A 16,169-nucleotide genomic window follows, 5' to 3' on the forward strand; every position below is an offset into this window, starting at 1 on the left:
TGGGTTGAATAGCTAACAATGGTTTCGACGCTGGTACTCGGAGCCGTCCTCACGCTGCTGGCGTGGGTGTGGCTCCAGCTCGCCGTTCTTCACGGAAAATACGTCGTCGATAAGATCGCCGCGGGCGAGTACCGGAAGGGGCCTCTGGACCGACCCGACGGAGAGGAGTCGCCATGAGCGAGGCCGAAGGGCTGCCGGGACACGAGCACGATGAGGAACTGGCGCGCGACATGTCACTGTTCGACATCACAATGATCGGCGTCGGGGCGATGATCGGCGCCGGCATCTTCGTACTCACGGGACTAGCCGCGGGACAGGCGGGCCCGGGTCTCGTGATGGCCTTCGCGTTCAACGGCTTCATCACGATCTTTACGGGGATGGTGTACGCCGAACTGGGATCTGCGATCCCGGAGGCCGGCGGCGGGTACCTCTGGGTCCGGGAAGCGCTCGGCCGATCACAGGCGTTCCTTGCGGGGTGGATGTCGTGGTTCGCCCACGCCGTCGCGGGATCGCTGTACACCCTCGGATTCGGCGCCTTCGTCCACCTGCTCCTGACCGACTACTTCGGCATCCCGCTCTTCGAGCCGATCGACTTGGCCGTGCTCGCGATCGGTCCGGAAAAGGTGTTTGCCGCGTTCGCCGGCGTCCTGTTCGCGTACATCAACTACCGGGGGGCGAAGGAGACCGGCCTCGCCGGGAACGTCGTTACACTCGTCAAGATCACCGTCATCCTCGTACTCATCGCGTTTGGCCTCGGGTACATCGTCGGTCACCCGGCCGAGGCGAGCGGTCGGTTTCGCCCGTTTCTTCCCCGGGATTTTAGCGGCATCTTCATCGCGATGGGGCTAACGTTCATCGCCTTCGAGGGGTACGAGATCATCGTCCAGTCCGGCGAGGAGGTCGTCGAGCCGAAGAAGTCGGTTCCGAAGGCGGTCTTCTACTCGATGTCGATTGTCGTTACGATCTACATGCTCGTAGCGATCGTGCTCATCGGTGCGGTGTCGGTGACGCCCGGGCTGTTCGAACTGGCCCAGGAGGGCGCCGCCTCCGGCGGGCACGGTGCGACCAACCTGCCGCCGGTTCCGGCGAATATCGAGGACGCGGCCGTCTGGGAGATCCTCGGGCATCTCGGCGAGTTCGGTCTCGCGCGGGCCGCCGGACAGATCATGCCGTACGGGACGGTGGTCATCCTCGTGGCCGGTATCTTCTCGACGTTGTCGGCGCTGAACGCGACGACCTACTCCTCGACGCGTGTGTCGTTCGCGATGGGGCGGGACCACGTTCTTCCGGACGCATTCGGATCGGTCCATCCCGAGAAACAGACGCCCCACGTCGCGACGGCGCTCTCCGGGGCGCTCATCATCTTCATGGCCGTCGTGCTACCGATCGAGGCCGTGGCGGCAGCGACGGACGTGATGTTCCTTCTGCTCTTCTTACAGGTGAACTACGCCGCGATCGTGATCCGCCGCGAGTGGGGCGATCAGATCGACTACGGTTACGTGATGCCGTACTTCCCCTACGTCCCGATCATCGGCATCCTCACGAAACTCGCCCTGGCCGTCTACCTGTTCAACTACAGTCCGCTGGCGTGGTACGGCGCGCTCGCGTGGATCCTCGTCGGCGTCGGCATCTTTTTCCTGTACTCCCGCGGCCGCGTCCGCGAGACGGAAGCCAGGGAAGAAACGCGATTCATCACCGAGGAACGCGCGCCGGTGGATCGCGAGTATCAGGTGCTTGTTCCCCTCGCAGACCCGAGTAACGCCGAGCAACTGATCCGCGCGGGAAGCGCGATCGCTCGCCGCGAAGACGGAGAACTCCTTCTGACGAGCGTCGCAACGGTACCCGACCAGACGCCGCTCTCAGAAGGTCGCCGCTACGCGGACGAGCAGGGAGCGCTCCTCGACAACGTGCTGGAATACATTCCCGACGACGTCCCCGCCCACCGGACCGTGACGATCGGCCACGACGTCGGAACGAGTATCAACAACGTAGCCTATCAGCGCGATAGCGATCTCGTCGTCATGGGCTGGCGGGGGAGACGCAAACGATTCTCGGACTACGCGCTCGGTTCCAACATCGACACCGTCGTCGAGAACGGACCGTGTGACGTCGCCGTAATGAAGACCAACGGAGCGCCGGCATCGAGCCGTGTTCTCGTGCCCACGGCCGGCGGACCCCACGCGGACCTCGCGGAACGGTTCGCGATCGCGTACGCGGATATCGGTGCCGACGTTACGCTCTTTCACGCCGTCACCGACGGCGATGCCGACGCCGCCGAGTCGCACCTCCGCGAGCGAAAGGAGGCGTTGGCCGACGCCGGTATCGACGTTGACATCGATACCGCGATCGCAGAGCGTGACGAGATCGACGACGCGATCCTCGAATACGCCCGCGACGGTGGGTTCGACACGATCGTCATCGGAGCGGCCGGTGAGGGCATCCTCCAGCGCGTCCTGTTCGGCGAGATCCCGGAAACGATCGGCGAGGAGTTCGACGGAACGGTCGTCATGACGCGGAAGCACCGCCCTGTCCAGTCGTCCCTGAAACGGGTCGTTCGGAAGTGGGTCGGAAAGGGCGCGCGAGCGACTGATATCGGACCGTCGCCGTCGCGCTCCGACGACTGACTCCGCCGTGCCGTTTCGGTGTCTCCGCCGACCGTCAGTCGCCCATCTGCGCGTGGGTCGGCTGTTCACCGCCGCCGCTCTCGGAGGGACTCGAGCGGTGGAGCCAGTAGAGGATGGCGAAGACGGCGGTAGCGAAGACGTTCAGCACCATCTTGTAGTTGAGTTCGATCGAGACCTCCGCGACGGTCGCGCTCGAGCGTGGGGGGATCAGTCCCAGTCCCGCGAACAGGAAGTGGACGACGACGCCGACGACGACCGCAGAGACGAAGATCATCGCCGAGAGGACGGCGGCGAACGTCGTCCCGTAGTACTCCCGGTAGGCGTCGACGATCGGCGGGACGATCAGGTCGGCGTAGATGTACGCGAGGACGCTCCCGAACGGCAGGCCGTTCGTGAAGAGGACGGCCGCGAAGGGGACGTTTCCGACCGAGCAGACGAACGTGGCGACGCCGATGATCGCGCCCAGTGCGGACGTCCAGACGACGTACGTCGGCATCCCGAGGATCGGTCCCGAGAAGACCGAGGTCCAGACCGAGCGAGGGATGAAGCCGGCGATGAGGCCGGCGAAGACGAACCCGATAGCGATCTCGTCCCAGAGCATCCCCCACTCCTTCCACTGCTTGTCAGCTAGCGCTTCCCAGCCCGAGAGCGAGGTGGCCTGCTCGCGGATCGTCGTGTTCGCTTCGTCGGGATCGAAGCTCTCCATGCACGACTGCGAGCAGAAGTAGTAGGTCTCGCCGTCTACCTCGGTGGAGTAGTCGGTCTCCTCGGGATTCACTTCCATCCCGCAGACCGGGTCCTGCGCGGTCGGCTCGCCCTCTTCGCGGACGTTCTCGCGCGCCCGCTCGATGATACCGTCGGGGACGACGTAGATGAACCCGAGCGCCATCAGCCCGATGAGCAGGAAGCCGCCGATGACGTCAGCGGCCAGGAACTGCCACCCGAGCAGGAGCACGATGACCGCGCCGATCTCGATGACGAGGTTCGTCGACGCGAACATGAACGCACCAAGCGACGCCGCCGCTGACGCCCCCTTCTTGAAGAGGTTCTTCGCGGTGGCGATGGCGCTGTAGGAACACGACGAGGAGACGAAGCCGAACAGCGACCCGTAGCCGATCTCGCGCGGGCCGTGACCCTCGAGCAGGTCCGAGACGGCCTCCGTCGACGTCCAGGCCTCCACGCCGCCGGCGATGGCGAAGCCGATGACCAGCGCCCACCACGTGATCCACGCCATGGCGACCGTCGTCGAGACGAACTCGCGCGTTCCCGCGACAAAGAACTGCGCGAGCGGTTTCGACGTCGTGACGATGCCGATGCCGATCACCGCGATCGCGACGAGCATCAAGATCGGGTACTCCTCTCGATCCATGTTCATCCCTAGGCGATGCGTATTTAACGGGGTTCGGACTAACGAATCGCGGATCGAACACCGGTTCCGCTTTGGTTCGATAACCGGTTCTCGTTCGGGCGTCGATCGGTACCGCCGGCTCGCGGGCGATTTCCCGTCGAAGCCGAACCGTCGCGCCTCTCGCTCGAGCGCGAGGCGGGGACCGTCACTCTCAGGGCCACCGTCTTTCAGTCAGCCTGATAGCTGGTCCGGTATGCAAAGCGACCGGCCACCGATTCTTTTCTGGGCAAAGTCTGTGGATGTGTGCCCGACCGAGCCGGTCACCAGCGACGATCCCCTCGAGCAGCCAGACCAGCGATCCGCGCGTCCCTCGAGCATCCGATCGACGGACGCTGTCACCGACGCCGTCGCTCTGGTTAGCGACTGACTCGAGCGCGACCCCTGGCCCCGCTCCCGCCGGAGCGGGCCGACTATCCGACGAGCGACCCGACCGTCGACGGCGCCTCGGGCGCCAACATCGACGTGATCGACGTGCTGTGAGCCCTCGGCTGGCGCGACGTCGGCAATCCGGGGTCGCCGGCAGTCGTCGCCGAGAACACCGGCGAGGGATGGATCGCGAGACGGCGCCGTGATCGACGGTCAGAGAGGACGGAGAATACGTTCAGTCCGAAACCGAGCGGGGCTGTACTCGTTCGTGGTGGGAGGCGAGATAGCGGGCGACCTCGCGCTGGGTGTGGGAGCCGATGAGGTGCATCTCGAGCGTCTGGTCCAGTTCCAGCGTTTCCTGACAGAGCGGACACTCGACCGGCGGTTCGTATGGCATTTGCTTACTCTCCGTCCGTCCGAGACAAATCGATATAGCATGCATACGCTCGTCCCTCATCCGTTTCGGACGACACGCCGACGGAGCCGCTCGAGCGATACGGCATCAATCCGTCTTTATCGCTCGGTTTCGGCCGAAACGGCGCGAGCGGTTTCGAACTCGTCCGTCGCTCACCGCTGGATACCGAGCGTTTTCTGGATGATCTGGCGTGACGCCATCGAACAGAGGAAGTACCAGACGATCCACGTCGACATCGGTCCGACGAGGGACTGCTGCCAAGTGACGTGACCCGCTAATGGGACGACTAACCCCATCTGGCCGGCGCCGAGATGGCCGCCGTTGACCTTCCAGCGGAGCCAGAGGAACACGGGAATCGTCACCAGCATCACCCACACCGTCGGGCGGAACTTGACCTTCAACAGCCCGAGTTGATCGCCGGCGGCCTCCCGTTGTTCCTGTCGGATCTGCTCGAGAGCCTCGTCGTCGCCACGTTCTTCGGCCGCTTGCTTTCGGTTCTGTAACGCCTCCATCCGCTGGGTGTACTGTTGGATCTTCTCGTGGTCGGTCAGCCGAGACTGCAACACGGTCGAATAGAGGCCCGTGGCGATCGAGAGCAGCACGATGATCCCGTAGAAGGGAATGATCTCGGTAATCGGTCCGAGAACGACGCTTTCGGTCGACGCGACGACGTCTCGGAGCTGCGGGCTCCAGTACCCCGCAAACAACGCGACTGCGGTCGCTCCCGCGGCCTTATCCAGTGCCAACCAGCGGTACGGTTCGATCGTCTCGCGGTTCGAACTCGGGCGTCGGTCGTCCGTTTCGAGTCGGGCACGAACCCCCTCGGGTTCGGCGACCGTGAACCCGGCGCCGGCGCTGACGAGTACCTCCTGTTCGATGAGTCGGCCCCACTGCGCACTCGAGAGCGCATCGCTGACGTCGCTCCACTCGAGTTCCTCCCTGCCGTCGTTAGACCGTTCCAGAATCACCGAGATGGCCTCCTGCATCGAGGGGTCGGTGAGGAGCATCTCCAGCTGTTCCGTGGGCATTCGTTACCGGACACTCTTTTCCTGCGAATTCATCAATTCTTCTCCCTCAATTGGCAGGAAACGCCAACGAGAAGCGACATCCGTTCAGCCGGTCGAACGAGCGTCCGATACCGCCGTTACTCTCCGAGTACACAGCCGACGGCGAACGATGATGTTCTTCCCCCGCGTGATACATCACACAACCACGACCACGAGTTCGCTCCGCTCGAGGGCGACGATCGGTGCGCGTTCGAATTCCTGCTCGACGAGACCGACGACTCCCTGCTGATCGAACTCGACGTCGGCTGGGCGGCCGCGGCCGGTCACGATCCGACCGCGTTACTCGAGCGACTCGAGAGTCGGAGCCCGCTGGTCCTCCTCAAGGACGTGGCCGACGGCCGTCCAGTCGAACTCGGTGATGGCGAGGTCGATACCGACGCGTGCGCGGCGGCCGCCCGCGATGCCGGTGCCGAGTGGCTGCTCTACGAACACGACGAACCGTCCGATCCCGTCGCCTCGCTCGGATACGGTGCGCGGGCGCTCGCGGAACGTCGCGAGTGACCGCGATTGATCGGGAGTGAGTTTCGGGATAGGCGGCGCGTTGCTTGCCGGGCGGCTCAACGCCGAACCGGTGTCTGGCGGACGACTCAACCCCGAACCCCGGTTTCGGCGTCCGCCGACGCGGTCGCCCGAAGTTGTCCCCGGAGATACCGCTCGCCGCGCCGCGTCAGCCGATACTTGCCCCGTTCGACCTTTTCGACGAATCCGTGGTCCGCGAGTTCGATTAGGCGCCGGTTCACTTCCTTCCGGCTGAACCCGGTGTTGAAGGCGACGACCGCCGGCGTCAACACGAGGTCCGTGCCGTGAAGCGCACCGAGGATCTCGTCGTCCATCGGCGTCATCCACTCGGCCGGCCGCCGGAGCTGCGACGGTTCGCTCAATAGCACGCGCTCCCACTCCGTCGTCCGCACGTCGTTCGTCACGGGATCGTAGAGACCGTAGACGACCAGCAACGCGGCCGCGCCGTGAACCCAGTGGACCAGTTGCGGCGCGACCAACTCGACGATCGGGCCGCCGATCACGGCCAGCACCAGTCCGGCGACGGTGACGAGGACGAACCGACGGTACGCCGTCACCGACTCCTCGAGCGAGAGGAGGAACAGGAGCTCGAGGGCGACGACGACGCCGATCGCCAGGTTGTAGCCGATGACGGGGGTCAGTCCGTCCACGCGGCCTCACCTCCCGATCGCTCGCGGCGGAGCTGTCGGTGGCGGAGTATCAGCAGGCCGATGAAGATCGCGACGATCGTGTTCGCCGCGCTCCGGAGAACGTCCAGAACCGGCGACGCCGGCTCGACGACGAGCAACATCGTGTGGTAGATCGTCAGCGCGGCCATCCCGACCGAGAGGAGCGCGATCGCCGTACCGAAGGGCGAGTCTCGAAAGATGCCCCAGGACAGGAGCGCGAACACCCCGGCGCCGGTGCCGGCGATGATCGCGAACGGAATGCCGAGAAGGTGGACGGAACGGATCACACCGCGGACTTCAGTTTCGGTAGTCGTTAAGCTGCGGCATGGTATTTCATCGGTGTGTTGACCGGGTAGGGAGACCCCGACGCTGGGCGATAACGGCCAGAAGCAGCGCAGTGGTCCCGTCGAATCCGTCATTAGAGCCCTAGTAATCGTCCGTGAACCGCCCCTCACCGATCGGCTATCCCTCGGTTCCCACCGCGAGTATCGCGCCTCACCGTTCGGTCGGATCGCGGTGGCCTGTGGATAACAAAGCCGGTCGCCGGCGACCGTTCGATCGCAATGGCACTGACTCAAATCGACCACGTCAGCGAGAACGAGGAGATGCAGGAGTGTATCGACAACTGCTTCGAAGCCGCCCAAGCGTGCGAGTGGTGTGCCGACGAGTGCGCCGGCGAGGGCGAGGAGATGGCCGACTGTCTCCGACTCTGTCGCGACGTCGCCGACCTGACGACGATGCACGCCCGGTTCATGGCTCGGAACTCGAACTACAGCGCGGAGCTCGCCGAAGCCTGCGCCGGCGCCTGCGAGGAGTGCGCCGAGGAGTGCGAACGCCATGACGACGACCACTGTCAGGTCTGTGCGGACGCCCTCCGCGACTGCGCGGAGACCTGCCGAAACATGGCGACGGCCTGATCGGGACGGCCACGGTCTCAATCGGGAGCTGCGAGCGCCGACCGCCGTTCATCGAGCCACGAACTCGGATTCATGTACGCGACCGCAAAACTGACCGCCAGCGGAAACGGGATACTCGGCTGCTGGCTGATCGCGGCGCCGTTCGTCCTCGGTGCGCCGGCGATCGGTCGCTGGAACGACGTCGTCGTCGGCGCAGTCGTACTGCTCGTCGTCGGTTACAACCGCGTCGGGACCACCGGACGCCATCCCGCGAGCGCGACCGGTGCGGGGCTCGTCGCGACTCTCGGGCTCTGGCTCCTTCTCGCCCCGTTCGTCCTCGGCTTCGAGGGACTGCCGCTGTGGAACGACGTCATCGCGGGAACCGTCGTTGCGAGCTTCGGCAGCTACGACGCGTACGTTTCGGCGGTCGGTCGAGAACGGTCCGTTCGCACACCCGTCGAATAGCGCCCGTTGGAGCGATGGCGAACTGATCGTCGACCGTATCCGTTCTCGCAGCCGATCGCGGCGCCTGGACGGGCTACCTCGAGGCCGAACTGGACCGACCTCCCGCGTCCGTCTCGGCGTCTCGGTGTCGCTCCAGAAGCTGTTGGACGCCGGCTCGGAGGGCTTCGCTCTTGGAGTGGTAAACGCCGTCGTCGACGAGCGACTCGAGCGCCGAGAGCTGCTCGTCCGTGGCTCGGAACGTCACTCGCTCGAGCGTGGGGCCGTTCTCCGCGCGGGAATGGTTCGGATCGGCCGCGATACCGTCGGGCGATGAACTACGCGACACTGCCGGTCACCTCGGTCGAGTCGCGATCGACTCGCGAGTCGGCTGTTCGCTCGTCACCCGCTGCTGCGTGTCCCATGCTCGTTTTCGTGAGGACCATGTGCTGGGAAGGGGATCGCCGGTAAAAAGGACTCGCGTACCGCGGTGAAAGTGAAACTGGCCGGTTCGAGCTGAGCAAGCGGTACGGTACTGGTTTCAACCACCGCGGTTCGCCGGCCGATCGGCCGTCGGTACGAGGGGTCGGATCGCTCGATCCCACCCCCGACGGACAGCGTTATCCTCGTCGAACCCCTGTACGTGACGCGGGCAACCGCAGAAACCAACCATGCCCGAAGATACGCATTCACCCGCTGAGAGCAACGCATCCGAGACCGATCGGTTCGAGCGACTCGAGGGCGCCGACTACGACCGCGTCACCGAGTTCCTTCGCGACCGCGTCGCCTTCACCGCCCGCGAGTGGGCGATCGCGCGCCTCTGTGCCGACTTTCGAACCGGGACGGGCGTCGAGATGACGACCGTCGGGGAACACCTTCCCGATCTCGTCCCCTTCATGGACGACCAGTACACGCGCCAGGCCGTCTGCCAGTCGCGCCGCTCCTTCGAGGAGAAGGTTCGCAGAGCGGGCGCGACGTTTCTCTACGGCGCCTACGCCGACTTCTTCACGGCCGACGAGGTCGACGACATCGTCTACGAAGCGACGGAGGTGGCCCGGTTCCTGATCGAGGTCGAAGGGGCCTCCCTCTCGCCGACCGACGAATCGAACGCGGAAGAACGGATCAGGGCGGCGATGGAAGCCGTCCACCGCTCGAGCCGTGACCTTCGATACGACCGCTGTCCGAACTGCGGCGAGCGACTTGGGGAGGACGCGATCGAATCCGAGTGAGCCGACTCCAGTAACGCGATCGGTGTGAACCGTTCCGGCGACCTGCTCGAGACGAACTCACGCGTACGTCTCCGGATTCCATTCGCCGCCGAGTTCCGACCGCTTGTCGGTCTCGAACGAGCCGCCCTCGAAGATCGTCACGCGACCGGTCTCCTCGCTCAGCGTCAGCGCCGAGACCACGTTCGGCCGCCGCGAGGTGTCCAGCGCGCTCATGTGGCGCGATCCCATCCACTCCTCGTACTCGTCTCTCTGCTCGTCGAGGGTCTCGAGTTCCTCGGGCAGCAGATCGGTAAAGCGAACCATCTGGTGCTGGACGACGCCGTCGACGCTGACGACGAGAGCGCCGTCCCGCGTCATCGCGACCTCGCGGGCCGTCTCGTAGAAGCGCTCTAAATCCAGACAGACGTCGCGACAGCGGTCCGTCGGCCACGTGTTCCGCCCCATCGGATCCGCGAAGGCCGCGACTGTCGGCCCCGTGACGACGGCGATGTACATCCCCGGCCCCTTCACGTACTGCTCGTCCCACCGATCGAAGTTCAGGCTGATCGACTCGAGGGAGTGGTGGAGACAGTCGATCAGCTTCTGGACCCCGTCGTGGGTCTCGTAGGCGATCCGAAGCTCGTCGTCCATACCGGCGTTTGAACCCGGCGTGCCGTAACCCCGGTGCCTGAACGGCCCCGTCGACCGTCCGGCGGTTCGGGAGCGGACCACTTTTTGCCGCGCCGCGCCGATACCGACCGAATGCTGACCAAGGACCTGCTCCGTGTCTCGCGGGCCGGAGGCGGCTACCACCTCCAGTTCGCCGACCGGGAGCACCGTCCACTCGCCGCCCGCGTGATCGGCACGTACCAGGGCCATGTCGGCGAATCCCGCGCGGAACTCGAGGAGGCCCTGACCGAACTCGAGCGCGGCGCGGACGACTTCAAGCTCGTCAGGGGGCTGTCGGCGCTGCTCGAGCGCGACGCGACGTTCGAGACCGACGCCGAGATCGACCCCGAACGAGCGCGCCGGGCCGCCTTCGAGGCCGCCGAAGCGGTCGGCGTCGTGAGTGAGGACGAGCGCGCCGTGGCCCTCGATCGCGCCAGCGAGTCGTTCGGCGTCTCGACCGACACCGTCGCGGGGGCGCTGTACGCCGACCTCGAGGAGCGACAGGTCCTCGCCGAACTGGCCGCGCGGTGGGAACCCGACGAGCTGGTGGCCCAGTACAACCTTTCGCTGGCCCAGACCGCGCTCTTCGACGCCACCGAACTCCGGGTCCGCTCGAGCGATCCGAAGGCGCTCGTTTCGGCGATCAAGCGACTGCGACTGATGTACGAGATCCGGCGGCTCGAGGACGAGGACGGCGGTAACGCCTCCGATAGCGCCGTCGCCGAGCGTGAGGTGGTCGTCACCGGGCCGACCCACCTCTTCCGGGCGACTCGCCGGTACGGCACTCGGTTCGCCCGCCTCCTCCGAACGGTCGCGAAGGCCAACGAGTGGCGCCTCGAGGCGACGATCGACGACCGCGGGACCGAACGGACGCTGCGGCTCTCCGACGCGGATCCCGTCCGCGTTCCCGACGCCGAGCCCGTCGCCGAGGTGTCCTTCGACAGCGGCGTCGAGGCCGACTTCGCCGCGCGCTTCTCGAACCTGAATCTCGAGTGGGACCTCGTGCGCGAACCCGAACCGCTCGCGACGGGAACGCGGGTAATGATCCCCGATTTCGCGTTCGATTACCGTCCCGGGGGCAGCGCCCGCAGGGACTCGACTGACGAAGCCGACGGCGGGCACGGCGAGTTCCGCGTCTACTTCGAAATTATGGGGTTCTGGACGCCCGAGTACGTCGAGAAGAAACTCGCGCAGCTATCGGACCTCGAGGACGTCGAACTGATCGTCGCCGTCGACAAGTCCCTCGGCGTTGGCGAGGAGATCGCGGCTCGAGACTTCCGGGCGATCCCCTACTCCGGGAGCGTCCGGCTGAAGGACGTCGCCGGTGTCCTCCGGGAGTACGAGCGCCAACTCGTCGCCGAGAGCGCCGCCGCGCTGCCGGACGAACTGTGCCCCGACGAGGACGTGCTCTCCCTCGAGGCGCTGGCCGGCCGACGAGGTGTCAGCGAGGACGCGCTGGCCGATATCGCGTTTCCGGACCACGTGCGGGTCGGCCGGACGCTCGTCCGGCCGGCCGTCCTCGAGTCGCTGGCGGACGAGATCGAGGCCGGGATGGCGCTTTCCGACGCCGAGGAGAGCCTCGAAGCGGCCGGGTTCAGCGACTCGAGTGCGATCCTCTCGGAACTCGGTTATCGCGTCGAGTGGGAGGGGCTGGCCGGTGGGACGCTCGTCGAGCGGTAGTCGGACCGTCGCGTCGTCGGTGCGAACGCCGACGAACGGGACCCGCGATCGCATCGGAACGGCAGTTCGAGAGCTGTTCGCGGATCGATAGCTCGGATCCCTAACCCGAGACCTGCTAGGATTCCGAGGGAAACTAATCAGGACTATCTTTAGTTACATACGCTTTTTCGGCCGGTATCGTCGGGAAGCGTTCACACCTATCGAACTCCGAAGAGGGTTCGATCCAATTTCTTTAGTACGCAGACTTAACCACGAGTGGTGTCAACGAAAAAACGTGCATCTCCGTGACCAACAATCGTGAGACCGAGCCGATACAGATTTTGCTCGTCGAAGATAATCCCGGCGACGTTCGGCTAGTCGAGGAAGCGTTCCGGGAGGCCGGCGTCTCGACGACCTTTCACACGGCCCACGACGGTGATGCGGCCCTCGAGTTCCTTCGCGATCAGCGGGACGGCGTCGACGCCACCGAGCTGAGTCTGGTCCTCCTCGATCTGAACCTGCCCCGGACGAGCGGGTTCGACGTCCTCGAGGCAATCAAGACCGAGCCTGACGTGTGCGCGCCGCCGGTGCTCGTGCTCACGAGTTCCGAGGCGGCCGAGGATATCGCCCGGAGCTACGAGCTCTGTGCGAACGCCTACCTTACCAAGCCGAGCGATCCCGACGAGTTCACCGAGATCGGCCGGGCCGTCGAAGCGTTCTGGTTCGACGAGGCGACGTTGCCCCCCGCGTCCGCGTAGTCCCTTCTGCGAGCGCCGACCGACGAGACAACCGCCAGCCGAGCGTCGTCCCCAGCGTTATCCCGCCCGCAGTGGTACGATCGTTCATGCCGACGGCAATTCCCGGCCTCCACCACGTCACCGCCATCGCGAGCGATCCACAGCGAAACTACGAGTTCTACACCGAGGCGCTCGGGCTCCGACTCGTCAAGCGAAGCGTCAATCAGGACGACGTCTCGGTCTACCACCTCTTCTACGCCGACCACGAGGGAACGCCGGGAACGAGCATGACCTTCTTCCCCTACACCGACGCCCGCGACGGACGGGTCGGCGCGGGCCAGGCTAGCGCGGTCTCGTTTCTCGTTCCCGACGGCTCGCTCGACTACTGGCGCGAGCGACTCGCCGACGCCGGCGCCGAACCGGGGGAACCGCGCGAGCGGTTCGGCGACACCGTCCTCCCGTTTACCGACCCCGACGGATTGCCGCTGGAGCTGGTCGCTCGCGCGGACGCGCCGCCGGCGAACCTCCCGGAGAGTCCCGTTCCCCACGCCCACGCGATCCGCGGCTTCTTCGGCGTGACCCTCTCGCTGACCGGCGCCGATCCGACCGGCGACCTGCTGAAGGAGATGGGCTACCGCCAGACTGACCGCGACGGCACGCGCAAGCGCTACACGGCCGACGGCGACCTGGGTTTCGTCGTCGATATCGTGGAGGATCCGGAGGCGCGACGCGGGGTCCCCGGCGCCGGCACCGTCCACCACGTCGCGTTCCAGGTCGCCGAAGACGAACAGGAGGACTGGCGCCAGTTCCTGATCGACTGCGGGCTACGACCCACCGAGATCATCGACCGTAAGTGGTTCAAATCGGTCTACGCCCGCGAGTACGGCACCGTGCTCTTCGAGTACGCCACCAAATCCCCCGGCTACACGGTCGACGAAGAACTCGAGGCGCTCGGCGACCGGCTCGTCCTCCCCGAGTGGCTCGAGGACCGACGCGAGGAGATCGAGGACAGGTTGCCGGAGTTGTCCCCGTAACAGTATAGCGCGGGTTCGGTATCCGAACGAGACCTCGAGAGCGGCACAGATTTATCTGCTTGTCAGGACAACATTGATGTATGGTACCGCGGCGCGCTCACGGGCGATCAGATTTCGAATGGATACGTGAGCGCTACGAGAACACCGAGAAGCGATGTTCGGAGTGTGGCTACGTGGACGAGGAGGGAAACTGGACGAGCCATACGGACGGCCAGCGGATCGTGTATCGGCACGTCTGCCCGAGTTGTGAGGCCAGTCACGAACACGTATTCGATCTCGGTAACTGAGACACCCACTGCTAAAGCGGTGAGACTCAGCGCGGGCTGACGTTCTGGCCGGTAGTACCGGCAATAGAACAGCCTCCGTTCACGTTCGACGTCCCGCTTTCAAGCGACTCGCGGCGCCACGGCACGAACGGGTTCAACTATTTTACGCGTCGACGGTGCATCACGCCTCGAGAGGATTCGGATGGGAGCCACACTGACGCAACGGTTCGACACCGGACAGTTCGACGGCCGGTACCCGTACGTCCGCGTCGGCCACGGTCCGGAGACGCTGCTCGTGATCCCCGGTATCGGCGACGCGATGTTCGACGGGGCGTACGGCCGCACCGACGCGGTGACGACCGCCGCCACATTCCGCCGATTTCTCGCCGACTACACCGTCTATCTGGTCAGCCGCCCACGCGGACTCGAGGACCGTCAATCGATCGGCGCGATGGCCCGCGACTACGAGCGCGTCCTCGCGGACCACGTCGGAACGGCGTCCGTGCTGGGGCTCTCGATGGGCGGGCTGATCGGGCAAGAGCTCGCCCGCGAGCGGCCCGACCTGGTCGACCGACTCGTCCTCGGCGTCTCGGGCTGTCGGATCGCGGAGAGCGGCCGGCCGCTCGTCCGCGAACTCCATCGCTTAGCCCTCGAGGGCGAGTGGACCGAGATCCGGGCCCGACTCTACGAGGCCATGTTCACGGGCGCCTGGCGTCGAGCCGTGCCGTTGCTCTCCCGGACGGTCGGACGAGTCCACCCGCCGAACCCCGCCGATCCGCGAGACGTGCCGATCTCCTTCGAGGCGGTCCGCGACTACGATGGGACTGACCGCCTCGCGGACCTCGAGTCCCGAACGCTGGTCATCGGCGGCACTGACGACCCGTTCTTCCCCGAGGGGATCCTCCGCGAGACCTACGAGGGGCTCCCGGACGGCCAACTCGCGATGTTCTCCGGCGCCCGTCACGGTGCCTTCCTCGAGCGAAAGGCGGGGTTCGACGACTGGGTCGTGCGGTTTCTCCGCGGCGAAACAGCGACTCGAGTGCGGCAGTAAGAGCGCGTCTTCGGACCGAACGCGTCAGTCCGCGGCGGATGCGGCACAGGAGGCGCGACCGGTATCGCGGTCGTCGGGGACGTAGACGTTGCCGTCGACGACGACACAATCGTCCGCGGCCGGCCGGCGCCGCGGTTTGTAGCCGGCGACCGGCGCCAGCAGTCGCCAGAGCGACGGGAGCTGACAGAGGGCGAAGCCGAGGACGATCATCCCGAACCCGCTGACCGTCGCGAGCGTGATCGATTCGCCCAGCAGCGCCCAGCCGACGAGAGCGGCGACGACGGGCGACGCGTAATTGACGAGGCTGAGCTGGCTCGCGCCGATGCGGTCGAGCAGGAGGAAGTACGCGAGGAACCCGCCCGCAGTGGCGACGATCCCCAGGTACGCGAGCGCGGCGACCGTCGCGGTCGTCCACGCAGCCAGCGAGGGGACGGTTTCGCCCGGGTGAGCGTAGCTCACGCCGTGCAGGATCCCCGCGCCGAGAGCCATCGCCCACGTCTGCAACGACAGTACCGGCAGCGTTCGCTGCAATCGTTCGGTCAGTACCGAGCCCACCGCGAAGGCGAACGCCGAACCGAACAGCAGGCCGACGCCGATCGCCTGTCCGCCGAGCGAGCCGCCCGAAAGCGCGATCACGACGACGCCGGCGAGCCCGACGAAGAGGCCGACGACGGCGGGTGCACGGAGCCGTTCCTGCGGGAGGAGTGCGAGTGCGAGCGGCGGCGTCGCGATCGGCGTCAGACTCAGGACGATCGCGGCGACGGCGCTCGAGACGTACGACTGACCGATGAACAACAGCCCGTAATGAGCGCCGACCATCAGCCCGCCCGCGACGCCGATCGTTATCCAGTCGGTGCGCGTCCGGGGTCGCCACTCCCGTCCGAGGCCGACGATGGCGCCGGCAAACAATAGTGCCGCGACGTCGAGCCGGAAGGCCGCAAAGAGGATCGGCGGCAGCGTCGCCAGCCCGACCTCGATCGCCGCGAAGGCGGTCCCCCAAGCGATAGCGAGGAGAACGAAGAGCGTTAGATATCCCTTTTCAGTCATTTCATATCGAAACGGTTTCTGGACACTTGTATGTTGCTAATCTCTCGATATAGGGTCTGAAACCACAGTATTCGCCGATATATGTTAACAACCA

The 16,169-nt window shown here is 65.7% G+C and carries 20 protein-coding genes; 10 read left to right on the forward strand and 10 right to left on the reverse strand.

What is annotated here, in order from left to right:
- The first annotated feature begins 18 nt into the window (after positions 1–18).
- The gene (locus EH209_RS23810; protein WP_164721977.1) at positions 19–177 is read left to right on the forward strand and encodes a hypothetical protein; all 159 of its coding nucleotides are present in this window, start codon (positions 19–21) and stop codon (positions 175–177) included.
- The gene (locus EH209_RS00785) at positions 174–2,624 is read left to right on the forward strand and encodes an amino acid permease (protein WP_126661101.1); all 2,451 of its coding nucleotides are present in this window, start codon (positions 174–176) and stop codon (positions 2,622–2,624) included. Before EH209_RS23810 ends, EH209_RS00785 begins: the two co-directional genes overlap by 4 nt.
- A 34-nt stretch (positions 2,625–2,658) precedes the next feature.
- Here the strand turns inward: EH209_RS00785 and EH209_RS00790 are convergent, their stop codons facing one another.
- The 7 genes from EH209_RS00790 to EH209_RS00810 form a co-directional block, all read right to left on the reverse strand.
- The gene (locus tag EH209_RS00790; protein ID WP_126661102.1) at positions 2,659–3,993 is read right to left on the reverse strand and encodes a permease; all 1,335 of its coding nucleotides are present in this window, start codon (positions 3,991–3,993) and stop codon (positions 2,659–2,661) included.
- Positions 3,994–4,633: 640 nt separating this feature from the next.
- Positions 4,634–4,795, reverse strand: coding sequence for a hypothetical protein (locus EH209_RS23815; protein ID WP_164721978.1), 162 nt, complete (start codon positions 4,793–4,795; stop codon positions 4,634–4,636).
- A 170-nt stretch (positions 4,796–4,965) separates the two neighbouring features.
- Positions 4,966–5,841: a DUF106 domain-containing protein gene (locus EH209_RS00795; RefSeq protein ID WP_126661103.1), complete on the reverse strand. Its 876-nt coding sequence runs from the start codon at positions 5,839–5,841 to the stop codon at positions 4,966–4,968.
- A gap of 174 nt (positions 5,842–6,015) precedes the next feature.
- On the reverse strand, positions 6,016–6,147 hold the full coding sequence (locus EH209_RS24890; protein WP_282957078.1) for a hypothetical protein: 132 nt from the start codon (positions 6,145–6,147) through the stop codon (positions 6,016–6,018).
- Positions 6,148–6,159: 12 nt separating this feature from the next.
- Positions 6,160–6,312: a hypothetical protein gene (locus EH209_RS24355; RefSeq protein ID WP_211338308.1), complete on the reverse strand. Its 153-nt coding sequence runs from the start codon at positions 6,310–6,312 to the stop codon at positions 6,160–6,162.
- 155 nt (positions 6,313–6,467) lie between these two features.
- Positions 6,468–7,049: an ArsR family transcriptional regulator gene (locus tag EH209_RS00805; protein WP_126661104.1), complete on the reverse strand. Its 582-nt coding sequence runs from the start codon at positions 7,047–7,049 to the stop codon at positions 6,468–6,470.
- A complete protein-coding gene (locus EH209_RS00810; protein WP_126661105.1) occupies positions 7,037–7,354 on the reverse strand; it encodes a hypothetical protein in 318 nt (105 codons plus the stop codon). Before EH209_RS00810 ends, EH209_RS00805 begins: the two co-directional genes overlap by 13 nt.
- 276 nt (positions 7,355–7,630) lie before the next feature.
- Between EH209_RS00810 and EH209_RS00815 the strand changes: the two genes are divergently transcribed.
- On the forward strand, positions 7,631–7,984 hold the full coding sequence (locus EH209_RS00815) for a four-helix bundle copper-binding protein (RefSeq protein WP_126661106.1): 354 nt from the start codon (positions 7,631–7,633) through the stop codon (positions 7,982–7,984).
- 72 nt (positions 7,985–8,056) lie between these two features.
- A complete protein-coding gene (locus tag EH209_RS00820; protein WP_126661107.1) occupies positions 8,057–8,428 on the forward strand; it encodes an SPW repeat domain-containing protein in 372 nt (123 codons plus the stop codon).
- A 73-nt stretch (positions 8,429–8,501) separates the two neighbouring features.
- On the opposite strand, the gene EH209_RS00825 is transcribed toward EH209_RS00820, so the two are convergent.
- On the reverse strand, positions 8,502–8,753 hold the full coding sequence (locus tag EH209_RS00825) for a ribbon-helix-helix domain-containing protein (protein WP_126661108.1): 252 nt from the start codon (positions 8,751–8,753) through the stop codon (positions 8,502–8,504).
- Positions 8,754–9,075: 322 nt separating this feature from the next.
- On the opposite strand from EH209_RS00825, the gene EH209_RS00830 reads away from it, so the two are divergent.
- Entirely contained in the window at positions 9,076–9,633 is a 558-nt protein-coding gene (locus EH209_RS00830; protein WP_126661109.1) for a DUF5806 family protein, read from the forward strand.
- 57 nt (positions 9,634–9,690) lie between these two features.
- Here EH209_RS00830 and EH209_RS00835 read toward each other — a convergent pair whose 3' ends face one another.
- Complete coding sequence (locus EH209_RS00835) at positions 9,691–10,263, reverse strand: diadenylate cyclase (RefSeq protein ID WP_126661110.1); 573 nt, start codon at positions 10,261–10,263, stop codon at positions 9,691–9,693.
- A 111-nt stretch (positions 10,264–10,374) separates the two neighbouring features.
- On the opposite strand from EH209_RS00835, the gene EH209_RS00840 reads away from it, so the two are divergent.
- The 5 genes from EH209_RS00840 (at position 10,375) to EH209_RS00860 (ending at position 15,028) form a co-directional block, all read left to right on the forward strand.
- On the forward strand, positions 10,375–11,961 hold the full coding sequence (locus tag EH209_RS00840) for a DUF790 family protein (RefSeq protein ID WP_126661111.1): 1,587 nt from the start codon (positions 10,375–10,377) through the stop codon (positions 11,959–11,961).
- A gap of 284 nt (positions 11,962–12,245) precedes the next feature.
- The gene (locus EH209_RS00845) at positions 12,246–12,698 is read left to right on the forward strand and encodes a response regulator (protein WP_204747566.1); all 453 of its coding nucleotides are present in this window, start codon (positions 12,246–12,248) and stop codon (positions 12,696–12,698) included.
- A gap of 86 nt (positions 12,699–12,784) precedes the next feature.
- Positions 12,785–13,711, forward strand: coding sequence for a VOC family protein (locus EH209_RS00850; RefSeq protein ID WP_126661112.1), 927 nt, complete (start codon positions 12,785–12,787; stop codon positions 13,709–13,711).
- Positions 13,712–13,791: 80 nt separating this feature from the next.
- The gene (locus EH209_RS25005) at positions 13,792–13,998 is read left to right on the forward strand and encodes an HVO_0649 family zinc finger protein (protein WP_126661113.1); all 207 of its coding nucleotides are present in this window, start codon (positions 13,792–13,794) and stop codon (positions 13,996–13,998) included.
- 181 nt (positions 13,999–14,179) lie between these two features.
- Entirely contained in the window at positions 14,180–15,028 is an 849-nt protein-coding gene (locus EH209_RS00860; protein ID WP_126661114.1) for an alpha/beta fold hydrolase, read from the forward strand.
- Between the two features lie 24 nt (positions 15,029–15,052).
- On the opposite strand, the gene EH209_RS00865 is transcribed toward EH209_RS00860, so the two are convergent.
- Positions 15,053–16,075 carry a DMT family transporter gene (locus tag EH209_RS00865; protein WP_126661115.1) on the reverse strand — a complete coding sequence of 341 codons (1,023 nt, stop codon included), beginning with the start codon at positions 16,073–16,075 and terminating at the stop codon, positions 15,053–15,055.
- Positions 16,076–16,169 lie beyond the last annotated feature (94 nt).

It is taken from the genome of Haloterrigena salifodinae (genome assembly GCF_003977755.1).
In the GTDB taxonomy this organism is placed as follows: Archaea; Halobacteriota; Halobacteria; order Halobacteriales; family Natrialbaceae; genus Haloterrigena; species Haloterrigena salifodinae.